The 17,368-nt window shown below is 38.7% G+C and carries 10 protein-coding genes; 4 read left to right on the forward strand and 6 right to left on the reverse strand.

All coding sequences use genetic code 11. The annotated features are described in order from the left end of the window. The first annotated feature begins 1,083 nt into the window (after positions 1–1,083). Positions 1,084–1,860: an N-acetyltransferase gene (locus AB5903_RS19685; RefSeq protein WP_272710925.1), complete on the forward strand. Its 777-nt coding sequence runs from the start codon at positions 1,084–1,086 to the stop codon at positions 1,858–1,860. Positions 1,861–2,381: 521 nt separating this feature from the next. Here the strand turns inward: AB5903_RS19685 and AB5903_RS19690 are convergent. From AB5903_RS19690 to AB5903_RS19710, 5 genes are read right to left on the reverse strand one after another with little or no spacing between them, the layout of a single operon-like run. After that, entirely contained in the window at positions 2,382–4,289 is a 1,908-nt protein-coding gene (locus AB5903_RS19690; protein ID WP_272710924.1) for an FAD-dependent oxidoreductase, read from the reverse strand. Between the two features lie 53 nt (positions 4,290–4,342). Further along, a complete protein-coding gene (locus AB5903_RS19695) occupies positions 4,343–6,928 on the reverse strand; it encodes a glycoside hydrolase family 3 N-terminal domain-containing protein (RefSeq protein ID WP_117904913.1) in 2,586 nt (861 codons plus the stop codon). 11 nt (positions 6,929–6,939) lie between these two features. Then, on the reverse strand, positions 6,940–8,355 hold the full coding sequence (locus AB5903_RS19700; protein ID WP_272710923.1) for a Gfo/Idh/MocA family protein: 1,416 nt from the start codon (positions 8,353–8,355) through the stop codon (positions 6,940–6,942). A 47-nt stretch (positions 8,356–8,402) separates the two neighbouring features. Beyond that, positions 8,403–9,950, reverse strand: coding sequence for a RagB/SusD family nutrient uptake outer membrane protein (locus AB5903_RS19705; protein WP_060386608.1), 1,548 nt, complete (start codon positions 9,948–9,950; stop codon positions 8,403–8,405). 17 nt (positions 9,951–9,967) lie between these two features. Then, a complete protein-coding gene (locus tag AB5903_RS19710; RefSeq protein ID WP_217418232.1) occupies positions 9,968–13,435 on the reverse strand; it encodes a TonB-dependent receptor in 3,468 nt (1,155 codons plus the stop codon). 292 nt (positions 13,436–13,727) lie between these two features. On the opposite strand from AB5903_RS19710, the gene AB5903_RS19715 reads away from it, so the two are divergent. From AB5903_RS19715 to AB5903_RS19725, 3 genes are read left to right on the forward strand one after another with little or no spacing between them, the layout of a single operon-like run. Next, positions 13,728–14,324 carry an RNA polymerase sigma-70 factor gene (locus AB5903_RS19715; RefSeq protein ID WP_060386610.1) on the forward strand — a complete coding sequence of 199 codons (597 nt, stop codon included), beginning with the start codon at positions 13,728–13,730 and terminating at the stop codon, positions 14,322–14,324. An 8-nt stretch (positions 14,325–14,332) separates the two neighbouring features. Next, a complete protein-coding gene (locus AB5903_RS19720; protein WP_368118143.1) occupies positions 14,333–15,340 on the forward strand; it encodes a FecR family protein in 1,008 nt (335 codons plus the stop codon). Next, positions 15,337–16,479: a Gfo/Idh/MocA family protein gene (locus AB5903_RS19725; RefSeq protein ID WP_117904922.1), complete on the forward strand. Its 1,143-nt coding sequence runs from the start codon at positions 15,337–15,339 to the stop codon at positions 16,477–16,479. The genes AB5903_RS19720 and AB5903_RS19725 overlap by 4 nt, the downstream gene beginning before the upstream one ends. Before the next feature lie 406 nt (positions 16,480–16,885). On the opposite strand, the gene AB5903_RS19730 is transcribed toward AB5903_RS19725, so the two are convergent. After that, on the reverse strand, positions 16,886–17,368 hold a 483-nt coding region (locus tag AB5903_RS19730), incomplete at its 5' end, for a transposase (RefSeq protein ID WP_347077935.1).

Genomic DNA, 17,368 nt, shown 5'->3' on the forward strand with positions numbered 1-17,368 from the left:
GGAAGATGCAGGGGCTTTCTTGTTTTGGGGCTATCATTCCGAACAGAGAAGTTAAGTTCATTTGTCTGCCTTGCCTTATACTTGCCTTGTTTTGCTTGCTTTGCTTTGCCTTGTTTTTCTTTCTTTGCTTTGCTTTGTTTTGCTTTGCTTGCTTTCTTGGGGTCAGCAGATTTTTAGTGGGGATTATTCTTATACTTGTGAAGTGTTTTTCTTTCTTTGCTTTTAGGGTATTATATCGTATCATACCCATATCACATCATATATCTGGCAAGCATCTCCTCTTATGCCTTTCTGTTCTTATGTCTAAAAGAATGCTATGCATCCGTTTATTTGCCCCTTTCATCTCTCTTTATGGTAACTTTTGATTATGAAATCCGTTGAAAATAAGAATTTTAAGATTAGTGTCAATAGATGTATATTTGCATCTTGCACTAAAATATATGAAATTAGCAAGATTGGACAATCATATATTTGTATAAACTCTATATATTTACAAATTATATAGTTATAGATGAAAAGTAGCATTGAAAATATATACAAGCTGAAAGTTAATCAAATAATTGATTACATAAAGTTTAATTTGCATCAACCATTGCAATTGAACGTTATAGCCGATATAGTAAATATGTCTCAACGGCAATTGCTTCGTATGATGAGCTCTGTTCTGAATGAACCATTATACCCTTATGTGGCAAGGCAACATGTAGAACGGTCTGTACTATATATGCAAACTGAAGACATGAGTTTACAGAATTTGATTGGGTTAGTCGGCTACGATAACCCGTAATTGTTCTCCAAAGCATTTAAGAAATAATTTGGTATTTCTCCCAAAACATATATCAGTAGATTAAGGATGTGATTAAAAGAGTGCGAACATAATAGAAAGGAGTGTGAATTGCATGCTGAACTCCAAAGTTTCGAAGGACTATATTTAGTGTATATGCGTATATGGGGCAAATATGGAGGGAAAGAACTTTATACAACAGCCTGGAGTACATTTTGAGGAATACATCAATTATTCAAAAGAGAATAAAGAATAGAATATCACAAAAATATACATATACCGATAAAATAAACTAAGTCATGGAAAATAGCTTATCTAAATACATCATTCTAACAGAAGAAAACATGGCCAAAGAGCATATCTGCTGTGCATTCTCTGACAAAAAATGCGCAGCAGGTTATGAGTTGAAAAAAGAATGGCTAACAAAGGAATTTGCAAATGGTTATGTTTTCAGACGGCTTGACGCACGAGCCAAAGTCTTTATAGAATACGTTCCTGCTGAGTATGCATGGCTTCCGGTTACTGCTTCCAATTATTTAATGGTGAATTGTTTTTGGGTTTCAGGCCAGTATAAAGGGCAAGGGCATGGATATAATTTGCTTCAGTTTGTGATTGAAGATGCAAAAAAGCAACAGAAGGATGGATTGGTTACTGTTGTAGGTACAAAAAAGAATCATTTTATGAGTGATACGAAATGGTTACTGCAACATGGCTTTGAGGAAGTAGAAAAACTTCCAAATGGATTTTCATTGTTAGTAATGAATTTTCATGAGAATAGTGCAGTTCCGTATTTTAATGATTGCGTTAAAAGTGGAGAATGTCCCGACAAACAGGGAATGGTGGCTTATTATTCCAATCGTTGCCCATATACGGATTATTATGTAGATGGTATGTTGCGTGTTCTTGCTCAAGAAAAAAATATTCCCTTAAAAGTGATTAAATTAGAAACAAGAGAGCAAGCACAAAACTCTCCTACACCAGCTACTATCTTTTCTCTTTTTTGTAATGGGAAATTTGTAACAACGGATTTAAGTGTATGTACAGAAACTAAATTTGTTAAGCTGATAAATTTGTAAATGAAAGAGTTTATTGGTGGTATTTTAGTACAAATAGAGGTTTGAATTGAATAGAGCCAACATATCCCGATTTCAGCTTGCCATATTATCTGTCCGTACGTCGTGTCGGTCGCAGTGAGCCACTACAATTCTTTTTCAAATCAAAAGTTGTTCGGTCGCTTGTTCCCATGTGTATTTTTCTTGTGACAAGTCGCGGAAAATACACATGGAAAGCGTAGCGTTAGCGCCTGTGACAAAAAGGTTTTGATTTACCTTTGATTATAGGGAATCTGCTGTAACCATTCTGTTTTTGAGAAGAATATTAATTTCAGACTTACGTTATATTAAAAAAAATCTCAAAAAGAGATTAAAAGCACCTCAAGCTATTTTATTCGACTTGATTTCTACCATGCTTTTACCCGAACATTTTATCTGCAAAACAGTCTCTCCATAACCATAAGATGTCTAAACTCTCAGTTTAATTGAGCACCTCTGAATAGGTTTAAATGGGAATATCTTTTAAGTATACGTTTATGAGTAAACTAGTTAATATTCCCAGCTTCAGGAAATCCTGGCTTACCAATACCCCGTTTCATTAAGGTTTTCAATTCTGATAGATATTTAAGGTATATATACCTGGGATTAGTACAATGTTTTTTGCATAAGGAAGCTGCCATTCCTACTACTTCTCCCATCATACCGCCAGTTCTCATTACTCGTACCGTTCCTAATACAATATGAGTTACGCTTATATTTCGACCTGCCATAAATAAGTTTTCAATATTTCGGGAATATAGGCAGCGGTATGGAACCGCATATGGTTTTATGTCTTGTACATCGCAATAGGAAAGAAACGGTGCTTCTTTTATTCCGGGTATCGGTTTGGGATAATGGAGATCTATTCCCCAAGTCGTGGTAAATGTTGCATCTTCATACTGGATATTATTTAAGATGTCTTGTTCTCGTAAGACAAGGTCGCCCATCAAACGTCGTGATTCCCTTTTGCCTCCTATGTAGGCTACCCATGTCAATTCTTTTCTTGCAAATTGCTCTTTCATTTTACTCTTGTTTTTCAGAAAATCCCAATTACCATAGATTGCGCGGAGGGCATAATCCCGGATAGATTCAATTTCCGTTATCTGATTATCATTTAGACCAACTTCCCAATCCCAATCTCCGCGAGTAATGGGAATGCAGGTTGTATCATTAAATTGAATAGCCCAAGGACAATTTGGAAAGACAGAAATGTCTTGTGTATCTTCTGCATACCATTGCACCGAAGTTCCCATTACCAACTGGTCGGCTATTAGAGGGGCTCTGAGTTCACCTGTTTCGGCTTTACTTTCTCTTCCCATACGATAGTCTGCTCCGGCTAGAAAACCGATTTCTCCATCTCCGGTACAATCTGAAAACAATTGTCCTTTAAATATGTACTCTTTTCCAGATTCAATATTTTTCCCGATGATTGCGATGATTTTATTCCCTTTTGTTTGAACATCAACCGCTTGTGTATTTAGAAACAGATTCAAGTTTTTTTCATTTTGCAATAACTCAAGTTTTTTATTATCTTCATAAATAAAAAAAGGTCCTGCATTATGTATTTTTCTTGCTGGTTCTTGTCGTAAAATTTTCATTATTTGTTTACTTCTAAGAGATGAAGTATCTTGTTGGGCTTCCCAATCATTCCAATATCCGACAGGACCTAGTTCATCTACGAGATTCCCTAATTGGGGATAAGGTTGTTGGGTTATTAACCCTGAAAGCCCGACTCGAACTTCCGAACTGTTATTTCCACCCAAAACCGGACGATTTTGAATCAAAGCCACCTTGCATCCAAGGCGGGCAGCACTGATGGCAGCGCAACAACCTGCTATTCCGCCACCGACAACAACCAAGTCGTATTCTCCTCCATCCTCTGGAATTATAGGCTCTTCCGACATATTACGGCGAAAATCTGCTAATTCATTTCCACTATCAGGAAGCAACATGTTCATATCCGAAGTGAGGAAAACTGCATCACATCGACCGTCAAAACCAGTCAAGTCCTGAAGTTCAATTTTATTTTCGCCTGCTTTTAGTGTGATAATCCCACCATTCTGCCAATGCCACTCAGCTTTTTCTGTTCCAAATGTTTTTTCCAATGCTTTTCCATTCAATAATACTTTGAAACGTCCGGGAGCGGCTGTCTGATCCCATTTCTTAACCCAATTTCGCGTTCTGACCCAAATTCGGTATTTTCCCTTATTCTCAATTTGGAACTTTGTTGAAGCATTTTTTACGGGTATACCCAATCCGTGTGCTAACAAATAAGAAGAACCCATTTGTTTCATAGATTGATTATCCAATACCCATCCACCTTTATTATCAAAACTTTCGGCTTCAATAAATATATTGTCAGCCTTTAATGACCAAGATATACTCAGCAATAAAATCATCCACAATAATTTCATAAGGATTTTTATTTATATAATTATACAAATAGTACCACGTAGAATAAGATGTTTCATGGGAAAACCATTTTGTTTCTAATTGTAATTTGAATGTCATTTTTTCTGTCTACATTGACCTTCTCATCCAAATATCCGGATTTGCAGAAAACAAGTACGTCGTCTTCTGGTGCATCTATAAAGTATTTGCCATTTTGATCAGTTACACCTATTACCTGTTGTTGTGCTGTAGAGTAGATTTCTACTTTATCTACAGGTGTAGCCTGCACATCGCGCACCACGCCTTTGATATGTATAATGTTTCCTTTACCTATTTCTTCGGGGAGCTGCTCTTTGATAGAGCAAGGGCTAACAGCCATATTTTGCCCTATGCTAATAGTCTGCTTTAATAGTATATGGTCTGAGGCATCGCCTATCATTATTTCAAAGCTACCAGGTTCTACCATTGTCTTTCCTGCTTCATCGGTAAGGGCTAAGTCTTGAACTGCAAAGTGCAGAGGAACTCGGGTTGTCTCTCCAGGTTCCAATGCTACTTTATTAAATGCTTTCAACTGTTTGACTGGAGTAGATATGGAACTGAAAACATCTCTTACATAAAGTTGCGGTACGGCTTTTCCTGCCCAACGACCAGTATTTTTCACAGTCACAAAAACTTTTATAGAATCTACGGATTGTTGTATCTGCATATCTGTATAATTGAAAGTAGTATAAGTTAATCCATGCCCGAAAGCCCATAGAGGACCTGGAGAAGAGAATACATAGTCTCGTCCAGGTTGTTCATAACTTCCAGGCTTATGGTAAAATCCTCGATCTGTAGGCAAATGGTTATAATAGGCAGGCAGGTGGCCGCTACTTTGAGGAAATGATACGGTCAGATGCCCGGACGGGTTTGTCTTTCCGAAAAGTATATTAGCGATGGAACTTCCTTCTTGTTCTCCTGCATACCATTGTATAAGAATAGCAGGTATGTGTTTTTTTTCCCATGCTATAGAAAAGGGCTTGCCTGTTACCAGAACCAAAATGACCGGTTTTCCAGTGGCATGAATAGCTTTTATTAGCTTTCCTTGGGCACCGGTCAAAGCAAGGTCTGCAAGGTCAAAACCCTCTCCACAATTGGTTTCGTTGTAGTCTCTTGCCAATGAAGCACTGGAACTGCCACAGAATAAAATGGCTACATCGCTCTGCCGGGCTGCTTCAACAGCAGATGCAATGTGTATGGTATCTAAAGACATCATACTACATCCTTGTGCATAGCGTATTTGTATGCCAAATGGTTCTGTCAGTTTGCGTATACCTTCCAATGGAGTGACACCATCTTTGTTTGTGCGGCTCCAGGTATAATCTCCGAATTGCACCTGGTCTGCGTTCGGACCGATGACGGCAATGGAGTTCAATTCAGACAAATTCAACGGAAGCAATCCTTTGTCATTTTTTAAAAGGACGGTAGATTCATCGGCTATTTGCCGTGCTACCCGGATATTTTCCCGTGAGTGCAAGGATTGTGCTTCATATTTCTCTCCATAGGGATCTTCAAAGAGTCCCATACGGAACTTGGCTAATAAAACTCTGCTTACAGCTTTATCAATAAGCTTTTCATCTATTTTCTTTTCTTTGACCATTGCAATTAGATGTGGGAAGCATTCGCTAGAGGCCTCTACATCCAATCCCGCAGAAATGGCTTGTATAGCAGCTTCAGTCTGGCTGGATGCGGTATGCTGGAAAGTATGGAGCATGTCTATAGCTCCCCAGTCAGAATATACATATCCCTGAAAGCTCCAGCGGTTACGCAGGATTTCAGTGAGTAGATAATATGAAGATGAATTTGGAACGCGATTCCATGAATTGTAAGCAGACATCACTGCTTGTATTGGAAGAGAAGTTATGACTTTTTTGAATGGCTGGAGATAGACATCGTGTAGTTCTCCTATGCCGCAATGAACGGAGGCAAGATTGAGTCCACCCAGTGGATTACCATGTGCCCCATAATGTTTCAGCATAGGAGATATTCCATTGTCTAGATAGCCTTTAGCTTCTTTATAGGCAAAAATACCATTTAGATAAGGATCTTCTCCATAACTTTCTTCTATACGCCCCCATCTTAAATCCCGCACCACATCTATGCAGGGTGCTAAGATCTGGTTGATACCCTGATAGTGTAGTTCCTTGGAGATCTCTGTGGCACGCAGGTAGGCTAACTCCGGATTAAAAGTGGAGGCCAGTGCAATATTTTGTGGGTAAATGGTAGACCCTTCATGCACTGAACCATGCAATGCTTCGGCAACAGTAAATATCGGAATTCCAAGTCGGGTATGGTTTAGCATATATTCTTGTATATGCCGCATGTGTCGGTGACAGTTTTCTCCAGTTAGCGGAAAACCCTCCACAAATCCCCAGCATAAGTCACCTACAAATTCCTGTAACTTGCTTTTATTAAGCTCTTGTTCTTCAAAAATATTCCAAGAATGTATGTGACGTATTTGGGCTATTTTTTCTTCTAATGTCATCCGCTGCAGGAGATCTGCTGTGCGTTCTTCGGGTGAGAGTGAAGGATTTTTATATGGCTGTGCCTGTAGGGATGGCATAACCATCCCACAGAGCAACAATGCCAGTGTTAATAAATGATATAAAAAAGTCGGTTTCATAGTTTGTTGTTCTATTTGGCAAAGGCATGCCTATAACCTTGTATTTTGTTCCACGCCCCTCGGGTAAAGTCGGGTATTTCTACGGGGACCGAACCGTTTTCAATGGAAAGTTTGGTCAGCGGGATGAGTGAGCACCACTCTGCGAGGTCATAGACATCCATATCCAAAGGTAAGCCATTATGAAGACAATAAATAAGCCGTGAATCCATAATGAAATCCATTCCCCCATGTCCACCTACTTCCTTGGCTCTTTTTTCCATCTCTTTGATGATGGGGTCTTTATATTGCTCCATCAACCTACTTTTAACAGCGTCGGGCATGTATTCGTGAGCAGTGAAAGTTTGTCCGTTGGTAATACTTTCAGGTAGGTCTTTGCTTTCGAGAGCATATCCTTCCAGCGGATATTTATCTGCAAATCCCCGTGTTCCGGATAATTGATATAAACGGCTATAAGGCCGGGGTGAAGCGACATTGTGTTCAATTTGAATAGTTTTACCTTTTTCTGTACGTATCAGAGTGAGTGTAACTTCACCGTTTTGGAATTTTTGGGCATCTTCCGTTCTTCCGCACTTCTTTAAGTAATCGGGAAGAGAAACGGGGTTACTGTCCATTGCCACTAGATATTCCATACGATCACCTCGATGAATATTCAGCAATTGACATGCTGGGCCCATTCCATGGGTAGGGTATACATCTCCTCTATGTCTCATGTTATACTGCATACGCCAATCTGCATTATAGTCTGGCCAGATGTCATGCAGGCAATGGTTATATGCTCCTTTCACATGGGTAATATCTCCAAAAAGCCCTTGTTGTGCCATGTTTAGAGTGGTAATTTCGAAGAAATCATAAACACAGTTTTCCAGCATCATACAGTGTTTGCGGGTGTGTTCTGCCGTATCTATCACTTTCCAAATCTCTTCCAGGGACATAGCGGCAGGAACTTCACAGGCTACGTGTTTCCCATGCTCCATAGCATAAATCATCATAGGTGCATGGTGAGTCCAGTCGGTAGCTATGTATATCAGGTCTATGTCATCTCGTTCACATAATTGTTTCCAGGCATTTTCACTGCCGTAGTAGGCTGTCGCTTCGGGTATGCCAGCGCGGTTTAGCATATGCTGGCAACTATCTACTCGAAACTGGTGTAAATCGCACAATGCTTTTATCTGAATTCCTTTTTGATAGGTAAAGCGTCGGATCGCTTCAGTGCCTCGTGCGCCCAAACCAATGAATCCGATACGTACGGTCTCAATTGGTTCGCATGCCAGTCCCACCACATCAGTCTGTCCTGCAGGGCGAAGTGGAGCAGGAACTTTTATTTGCCTTTCTGTTTCAGTTGTTTTTGAAGCAAAGGTGCATGCTGAGAGATTAGCCAAAAGGCAGCCAGTCATTAATATCATGTAAAAAATGTGTCTTGCTTTCATAGAATATTTTTTATAGGGGAATTACTTACTAAGTTTTAGTTAAAATATCAATAACCAGGATTTTGAATAACAAATCCTTTGCCGTCATTGATCGCAGAGAGTGGTAGTGGATACAATTCTTTGTTCTTGCTAGCATAAACTGTACCTTTTACAGTTTCGGCATGTTCTACAAATTTGTTAAAACGAATCAAATCTGCACGATATTGTCCATTCTCACACCATAATTCATGACTTCGTTCTTTTAAAAGTATCTCTATGAATTTTTCTTCTGTAGTGATGTCCTTGCTGTTGATTTCATCCAAATTGGCTCTATTACGTATTGTATTAATATAGGATATTGCTTCCTCTTTGTCCGTTTCGGATGATGCTGGTTTCAAATAGAGCGCTTCTGCTAATGTTAGATATACGTCTGCCAGACGGTATATAATTGGGTCAATATTGCTTTTTCCACCATTGCCAGTGACATTAATGTCATAGCCGTATTTCAGTGGGATAGGTCCTAATTCAAGATGTAAACCGGGATTTTCACGATTTATGATACTTCCATCTTGAGCTTTATAAGAGGTTACCAAATAAGTCTTACGGACATCATTTACTTCAAAACTGTCATAAAAATACCAAGTGCTGTTTACACATTCGTATCCGCTTGTCATACCATGATCTGCAAAATCAGTGGGCAGCACGAACATATGCCAGTCATTCCAACTTACCGCTTCCGTGTTGACTGGTATTGCCCATATTATCTCTGCATTACCTCTTCCTTGTCCACCAATTTCAAACATTTGAGTATAGCTCGTTGATAATCGGTAGCCGTAGGATGGTGCCATTAGTTTTCGGGCTATTTCTTCAATTTTCGTATAATATTCTTTGTTTTCCGGACTCTCGTGCAGATAGAGTCTGATAAGCAGCATGTTGGCAAGTCCTTGACTGAATCTTCCGTATTCAGCTTCTGTAGGAGTAGGCAAATAGGTTGCGGCAAAGATTAAATCATCTTCTATGAACTTGACCATTTCTTCTTTGGAGAGGCGTGCCAAAGGCTTTTCTACTGTCGGATTATTCAATACTTCTATGGGAGCTATAACTAAAGGACCGAACATATCATACAAGGTATAAGCTATCAGTCCGCGTGCACATCTTATTTCTGCTTCATAATATTGTTTTTTTTCTGCACTTAAGAAGTTGCATGCTTCAATTTGAGCAAGTACAGAGGTACAACGACTGATATCATTGAGCCAACCGTCACTATATGCATCGGTATCGGTATAATAAAAACGGGTAAGGTCTGCAGTGGTTGAGAAATAGTTCAATTCAGATACATCTTTTAAAAAACCAGACTTGCAGGACAAGATTTCTGTAGTAAGGTCATTTACTACAGTAACTCCGCGCTCACTGGTTGAGAATAGTCCGTCAAACCAGCTAGAACGTACAGAGTAATAGCACGAATTGACCATTGATTGAATATCTGTTTCCGTTTGTGGAAAATTGGAAGGGTTAATGTCAGAGTAGTCTACTGGATCAAGGTCAATGCAGCTGTTTAAAGATATTCCTCCTGTCAGAGCAGCTGCTAATATCAATAATTTACATATTTTTTTCATAAGGGCATTTTTTATGATTAGAATGAAACGTCTACACCAAAACTGAAAGTACGTGCGTTGGGATAGGCTGCCGCATATGCATCTGTTTCAGGATCAAGACCATTATAAGGCGTGATAACAAATACGTTGTTAACGGAAGCATGGAAACGTACATTGTTCAATATTTTACTTTTTGTTAATATTGACTTGGGAAGTGTGTATCCGAGGCTGATGTTCTGCAGACGGATAAACCAAGCCTTTTGATAGAAGAAGTCTCCTGCTGTATACTTTGTTCCACTTGTATAGTAAGAACAGGGACGTGTTGTTGACGGATTGTCAAAAGTCCATCTATCTTTAATTATTCGTAGCATATTAGATCCGTTTTGAGCAATATTTCCGCCATTCAAACCAAAGTCCATTTCTGTAGGATCTTGCATGATTCTGTCGAACATTCCATTGAACATTATATTAAGGTCAAAGCCTTTGTATTTAAATGTATTGGTCATGCTTGCCATCCAACCAGGATCTTGTGTACCAATGAGTTGAGTATCGGCTTCATCTATGGTACCATCGGCGTGTCCTAATAACATGAAACGTCCATTCTGATCTACTTTGGGATTACCATTCTCATCGCGTACGTAGCCATCAAGGTCTTTGATTACAATTTGTCCAGGACGTAAATCGGGTTGCGCTGCAGGAGCTTTTTCTCCTATCTGCATGATATGATCAGCTCGACGGGCATATATGGCTCTAATCGGATCTTTCTCTTTCTCATACACATTTGGTTTCCAGTCTGGAGTACGCTCTTTCCACCGGTCTTCATATTTAGTATAAGTCAGTGAGGTTTCCCAAAAAAAATTGTTAGTTATGATATTGCGGCTATTCAAGGTAATCTCAACACCGCGACTTTGCGTTTTGCCTACATTAGCCATTATTTGTTTTACTTCTTGGTAGGAATTTAGAGGCTTGTAGTTCAGCAAATCCGAAATCACTCTTTGGTAAAGTTCCACTGAACCTGTGATACGGCTTTTTAGAAAACCGAAGTCTAATCCAAGATTCCATTCCGTAGTTGTTTCCCATTTTAAATCAGGGTTTTCTAGACGGCTTTTCATCACACCGCTTATTGTTTTGTACTCTGAATTTATCCAACTGCCTTGTGCTCCATAGCTAGCGAAAGCATTAGTGCTGATGTCTGCATTTCCAGTCTGTCCCCAACTGAGACGTAGTTTGAGATTAGATAGCCAATTAATGCTTTTCATAAAGTCTTCTTCACTCAAAGTCCATCCTGCGGCTACAGATGGAAAATATCCCCATTTATTATTTTTTGCAAATACACTGGCTCCATCGGCACGTAGAGTCGCAGTTAATAAGTAGCGGTTTTTTAGGATATATCCTGCGCGAAAAAAGTAAGACATCATTTTATTTTCGGTAGAGGTTGATTTAGTAATTTTGGTACCTGTACCAGCGTCCATATTGTTCCACAGAAATGCGTCTGTAATGAAATTATTGTTACCTAATTCTGAAGCGTCATAATTGAATTTTTCATAGGAGGTACCTGCCAGTAAGTTGACATTATGTATGTCGTTAAAAGTACGTTGATAAGTAGCGGTTGCCTCTATGAGATACTGATTGTTAGCAGTATTGTAGATATAAGCTACACCATTGAGGTTTTTCCCATTTAAGGTGCTGCGAGGCTGGTAAGTCTTACGGTCTATATTGGCATGGTCCAAACCGGCATTGACGCGTAGTGTCAATCCTGATAAAGGGGTTGCTTCAATGAAAATATTTCCTAAAAGACGATCTGTACGTCCTTTGTCCGTGTTGTTCAGTAGAGAGTATGGATTAGGCTGTTGTCCCAATAATGGATTTATGGGATAAGTATCAGTTTCTTTGTCATATGCTTGAATATTGGGTCCCATTTGTATAGCAGAACGAATGATACCGGAATTTTCAAATTTTCCGGAGCCTAATTGCGTGTTGTCATTATCAATGCGTGTTAATGTTAGATTTAGACCTGCCTTGAATATGTTCAAAAACTTTTGGTCAATGTTTGCTTTGGCGGTATAACGGGTCATACCGGAATTTTTGACGATACCTTGATGATTGTAGTAATTGAACGACACCATATATTGTGTGCTTTCACTTCCACCCTGCAGGTTAATATTATGTTCATGTATTTGTCCGTCGCGCGTAATCAAGCCTAACCAGTCTGTACCAGGGCCTGCATTCTTAATATCACTATCTTGATAAGGGCGTGAATAGTCAATTCCATTGACCGGATTGGCCTGGGCTTCTTCCAAAGTTCTGTTTCCCCATGGACTGACGTTGTTGGTCCATAACCAATGTTCCCATGTAGTATTGTTTTTCTCTATCATCCACTCTTGTAGGGACAGAAGGTCATAATTGTCCGTGTATTTTTGGAAAGAATAGTTGTATGAATAACTTATTCGAGCCTTTCCTTCCTTCCCTCTTTTTGTGGTGATAATTACAACACCATTGGCTGCACGTGCACCATAGATGGAGGTGGCGCTTGCATCTTTCAGCACTTCAATAGATTCTACATCATTGGGATTCAGAAAGTTCAGAATTCCTTGTGTTCCGGGATCCATTTTGGCATCTCCGCCCGAGGCCTGATCTAGTTTGGCTATGGGGAAACCGTCCACAATGTACAGTGGGTCGTTGCTGGCATTGACGGAACCTGCACCACGAACTAAAATGTCTAACCCTCCACCGGGCTGTGCGCTATTTTGACGGATGTATAATCCTGCAGCTTTGCCTTCGAGCGCATGACCAATTGAAGAAACACCATTCAGGCTTAGGTCATCTCCTTTTACACTGGAGACAGAGCCTGTTAAATCGCGCTTTTTTACTGTACCGTATCCTACAACTACTACATCGTCCAACATTTTGCTATCCTCTTCCATAATAATCCGTTGGAAATTATTGCCTTTCAGAGTAACTTCTTGAGTGGTGTATCCTATGTAAGAAACAACTATTGTGCTTTTGGCTGGTACTTTCAAGGAATAGTTACCATCTATATCTGTAATACAGCCTAAATTACTGCCTTTAACGAGGATATTTGCACCGATAACGGGGATGCCACTTTTATCTGTTACTTGCCCCTTGATTTCTACCATCTTGTCAGATTGTAATGAAGTGCTATTTTGTTTTTGGATTAGAAGAATTCGTTTTTCGGAGATTGTATAGGTTATATTTGTATTTTTTAAAGCTTGTTCTAAGGCTGCATTAATAGATACGTTCTGTACATTGACAGTGATGTGTTGCTGTACATCTACTTGTTGTTGTTCATAAAAGAATTTGAAATCTGTCTGAAGTTCAATGCTTTGAATAAATGCAGACAAAGGCTTATTAGTTAAATTGATATTAACACTTACACTTTGTGCATGAGCAGCACAAGGAGATAAGCTTGCAATAAATAGCAATAGAAAATAATAAAGTCTTGTGGGGGACTTTATCAGAGCATTCTGTAGCCAGTATGTTCTCATAATGGATTAGATTTTAGTTAATAATAATTTTTCTCTTTAAATATTTTAATTCCTATTATTATAGAGCCAAAGCAATATAAAATTACTCATTAATGGAACTGAAAAATAACATTTGTTAACTTATTTATCCTAAAGATATATTGTTAAAAAAGCTCTTTTTTATTGCGAATAATATAGAAATATTTATTTTTGTCAAATCTTTAATATTTTAATCCCTTTTTGAATAAACCTAATTTGATAATTTGGCTTAATATAATGTCTATGAATAGCTACGCTTGAAAAGGAGGGATAAATGGAAGAACATATTCTCTTTTCCAAAATACAGCAGGGAGATGCTGGTGCCTTTGAATGGTTGTATAAAAAGTATCACCCTAGAATGTATGTCTTTTGTTATGGACTCTTACATGATAGTGATAAGGCGAAAGATATTGCTCAGGAATGCTTTGTTGCTTTTTGGGAATATCGTACTCGTATTGATGCTCCAAAGGCTATAAGTACTTATTTGTTTTGTATTATGAAGAATCTTTGTATGAAGCAAATACGTCGGGATGCTATATTGGACAATTTTTCTAAAATAGAAACGATGCATCTACGGGAATTGGAGCTTGCCAGCTATGCGGATGAGCATAATATCCTAAATGATTTATATTTTGAGGAATTGAATAATAAATATTTAGATGCACTTGAAAAATTGCCCAAACAATGTCAGACTATTTTCAGGATGAATAGAAATCAAGGTATGCGAAGCGATGAGATAGCCAGTGTGTTGAAGTTATCCGTACGCACTGTTGAAAATCAACTTTACAGAGGTCTTAAATTGATAAGGCAATCATTGGATGATTATTTGACTATATTGATTCTTTTATTTGTCGATAACTTATTTAAATGACGTGCACAATGGTGATAGATGAAGATTATTTCATAAAATATTTGAAAAATGAATTAACAGAGGAAGAAACTAGACGCTTAATCGCTTGGGTAAAAGAAAAAAAAGAAAATCAGGACTTCCTTTTTTCATTGAAAGACTCTTATGTGTATCTTAATTATGAAAGCGATTGCAAAGGAGTGAATACAGAACATGAATGGCAGAAATTTGCTCAAAAAGTTGGTTTGTCTTGCCAAAAGAGTGTGCTTCCCAAAAAGAATTTGTCATGGAAGCGTTTTCTGTTTTATGCCGCTGCTATTATAATTGTTGCCTTTACGGGTTGGCAGGCCAATTTTTATTATTCTGAGATTATGTCAGTGGATAAGAAGATAACTTTGGAAACAGAAGTAGGGCAGCAGGCTAGAGCAGTATTGCCGGATGGTTCTATAGTGCTGTTGAATGCTTGTTCCAAATTGACTTATTCTTTGGGAGAATGGTTAAATGCACGTAGTGTACAGTTGGATGGTGAGGCTATATTTGATGTGAAGCATAGGGATAATGAACCGTTTTATGTACGTACCCGTCATTATAATATCCGCGTTTTAGGAACTAATTTTAATGTGCTTTCTTATCCAAAAGAACCTAAGGATATTGTGACTTTAAAACATGGGATGGTAGAAATTGATGTGGAAGGTATTGCAGATAATATTACATTGAAACCCGGAGATAGTTTTATCTATAATAATCTTTCCGAAACTTACAAGATCGAAAAGCGCCCGTTGGATCAGATATACGCTTGGGAACATAGGGAAATTATTTTTGAAGGGCATACATTGGAAGATAAAAAAGCAGAATTATCCCGACATTTTGGTTATCAATTTCAAATAGCATCAGAACTGCAACAGCTTAGTTTTAAAGCAACCTTGCGTGATGAAAGTTTGAATGAGTTTCTATCACTGTTATGCAGCGTAGCTCCACAATTATCCTACAGTATAGATGTAGATAATAAGGTTATTCGGTTAACAAAGTTAGAAAAATGAACAAGGTAAGTGTTGCTTTTATAGGTATGGGGTATCGTGGTAAACAACTATTTCGATTATTGCGGAATATACCTTTCTTTCAGATACTGGCAGTTGCTGATCCGGGAGTGGAACCGTCTGAACTGCCTGATATTTCTTGCTATAATCATGGAGAGAATTCCAGTCTTGAAATGTTGGAGAAGCATCATCCGGAGTTGGTGTTTATTGCTTCTCCCTGGCAATATCATGTGCAGCACGCCTTGCTATGTGTGGAGCATGGATGTCATGTGGCTTTGGAGGTTAAGGGCGGACTTTGTCTGGATGAGTATGCCCCGCTGATTGAGTCGGCAGAACGTCGTGGCTGTCATGTATATCCTTTGGAAAACACACTTTTTACACGTGAGAATCTTGCAGTTTTCAATATGGTGAATGAAGGATTGCTGGGTGAGATTGTTTTTATGCGCGGTGGATATCGGCATGACTTGCGTCGATTGCTGTTGGATGATGCGGGTAATATTGGTAATCGTGAAAAAACGGAAAGTGTTTGGAGAGGTAAATATTATCTGGAAGAAAATGGAGACCTTTATCCGACACACGGACTGGCTCCTCTTTGTATGATTGCCGGCATTAATAGAAAAGACAGGATTAAATATCTGACATCGTTTTCATCCAAATCTGCCGGAATGCTGCAACGGATTAAGGAACTGGGTGGAAATACAGATGTCAAGGTATGTATGGGAGATGTTATTGTAACTCAATTGGAAACAGAAGGAGGTATCATTATCTCCTTAGTCCATGATACGACTTTGCCTCGTCCTCGCAGTTTGGATTTTGAAATACAGGGGACAAAAGGAATTTGGCAAGGAGACAGGCGTTCTATTTATATAGAAGGGATCAGTCCTGATGAGGAATGGGAAGATGATCGCTCCTATATTAGCAATTATAACCATTTTTATTGGTGTCGGTGGGGACAAGAGGCATTAAAATTGGATAGGCACCACAGTGGAATGGATTACGTTATGCTGAAAGCTTTGGAGGCGGATTTGAAAAATCAAATTCTCTTTCCTATAACTCTTAAAGATTTGGCTTTATGGACTTCTATTACTCCTTGGTCTAAAATATCTATCCGCGAAAAACGGACAATCTGCCTGTTGGATTGACATAAGAAAATGATTTTTCTCTGATGAAAATTGATAGGAAATGAATACTTAGTCATAATTTCTATTATAGGAATATTCAGTAAATGCCCCTAAAAAGTAAGATGGCATATGAAGATAATAGAGCATAACCACTTCATATGCCATTATTATTGTCATTTTTCTGCGCTTTCTCATATAATTCTATCCGCAAGGACATGAAGTTCTGGAAGAAGTTTGATGACCTCTTCTGATTCTGTGAGTAAAATCATATCATGCTGCTTTAACTGTTCTGCTTTTGATATTGTCTATCTTTTTCCGTATTTCAAAGCCGTCAAATCGCAGTATATACAAAAGAAAAAAGAAGGTGTGTCGTAATGCACGATGCACCTCTTTTTTGTTCATCACTATACAAATCTGTTCATTTTCTTTAAGCTGCGATAATTCGAAGATTTCTTTGATTTATGTGTCTCCAGCATCTAAATAAAGCGACAGTAAGCTCATAAAACCATCCTATCAGCCAGTTCATACCTTCTTTTGTCAGTTTTGCACACATCTTTTTTATATTGAAGGCAATGGCTAGGAAGGCAAAGTCCATGAAGACCTTGTCCTTTCCAAAATGTCGGAAACGTTTGTAGTTCATATTGTTTTTAATTTGTCCGAACACGGCCTCCGGTTCTATGCATCTCTGCCCTCTGTGTTTCAGTCCTTTCTCAGAGCAGAGCAGTTCTTTGGCTCTCCGCTTGTATTGTCTAAGCCTATGATTCAGTTCTATCGTCCTGTTTCCTTTTGCTTTAAAACAGCGGCATCGCAGGGGACAACCTTCACACCTGACAGCTCTGTACCGTGCATTTTCGCTGACATATCCGGATGCGGTTTTCACATTCCTGGTGCCTATCCTCCGCATCCTTTG

Source organism: Bacteroides sp. 2201st1_D9_2201SCRN_220225, assembly GCF_040928965.1.
In the GTDB taxonomy this organism is placed as follows: Bacteria; Bacteroidota; Bacteroidia; order Bacteroidales; family Bacteroidaceae; genus Bacteroides; species Bacteroides stercoris.

Bases quoted from the DNA above. Each gene is read 5' to 3' on its own strand.
- AB5903_RS19685 (WP_272710925.1), top strand. From the start codon at position 1,084: ATGGAAAATAGCTTATCTAAATACATCATTCTAACAGAAGAAAACATG.
- AB5903_RS19690 (WP_272710924.1), bottom strand. From the start codon at position 4,289: ATGAAATTATTGTGGATGATTTTATTGCTGAGTATATCTTGGTCATTA.
- AB5903_RS19695 (WP_117904913.1), bottom strand. From the start codon at position 6,928: ATGAAACCGACTTTTTTATATCATTTATTAACACTGGCATTGTTGCTC.
- AB5903_RS19700 (WP_272710923.1), bottom strand. From the start codon at position 8,355: ATGAAAGCAAGACACATTTTTTACATGATATTAATGACTGGCTGCCTT.
- AB5903_RS19705 (WP_060386608.1), bottom strand. From the start codon at position 9,950: ATGAAAAAAATATGTAAATTATTGATATTAGCAGCTGCTCTGACAGGA.
- AB5903_RS19710 (WP_217418232.1), bottom strand. From the start codon at position 13,435: ATGAGAACATACTGGCTACAGAATGCTCTGATAAAGTCCCCCACAAGA.
- AB5903_RS19715 (WP_060386610.1), top strand. From the start codon at position 13,728: ATGGAAGAACATATTCTCTTTTCCAAAATACAGCAGGGAGATGCTGGT.
- AB5903_RS19720 (WP_368118143.1), top strand. From the start codon at position 14,333: ATGGTGATAGATGAAGATTATTTCATAAAATATTTGAAAAATGAATTA.
- AB5903_RS19725 (WP_117904922.1), top strand. From the start codon at position 15,337: ATGAACAAGGTAAGTGTTGCTTTTATAGGTATGGGGTATCGTGGTAAA.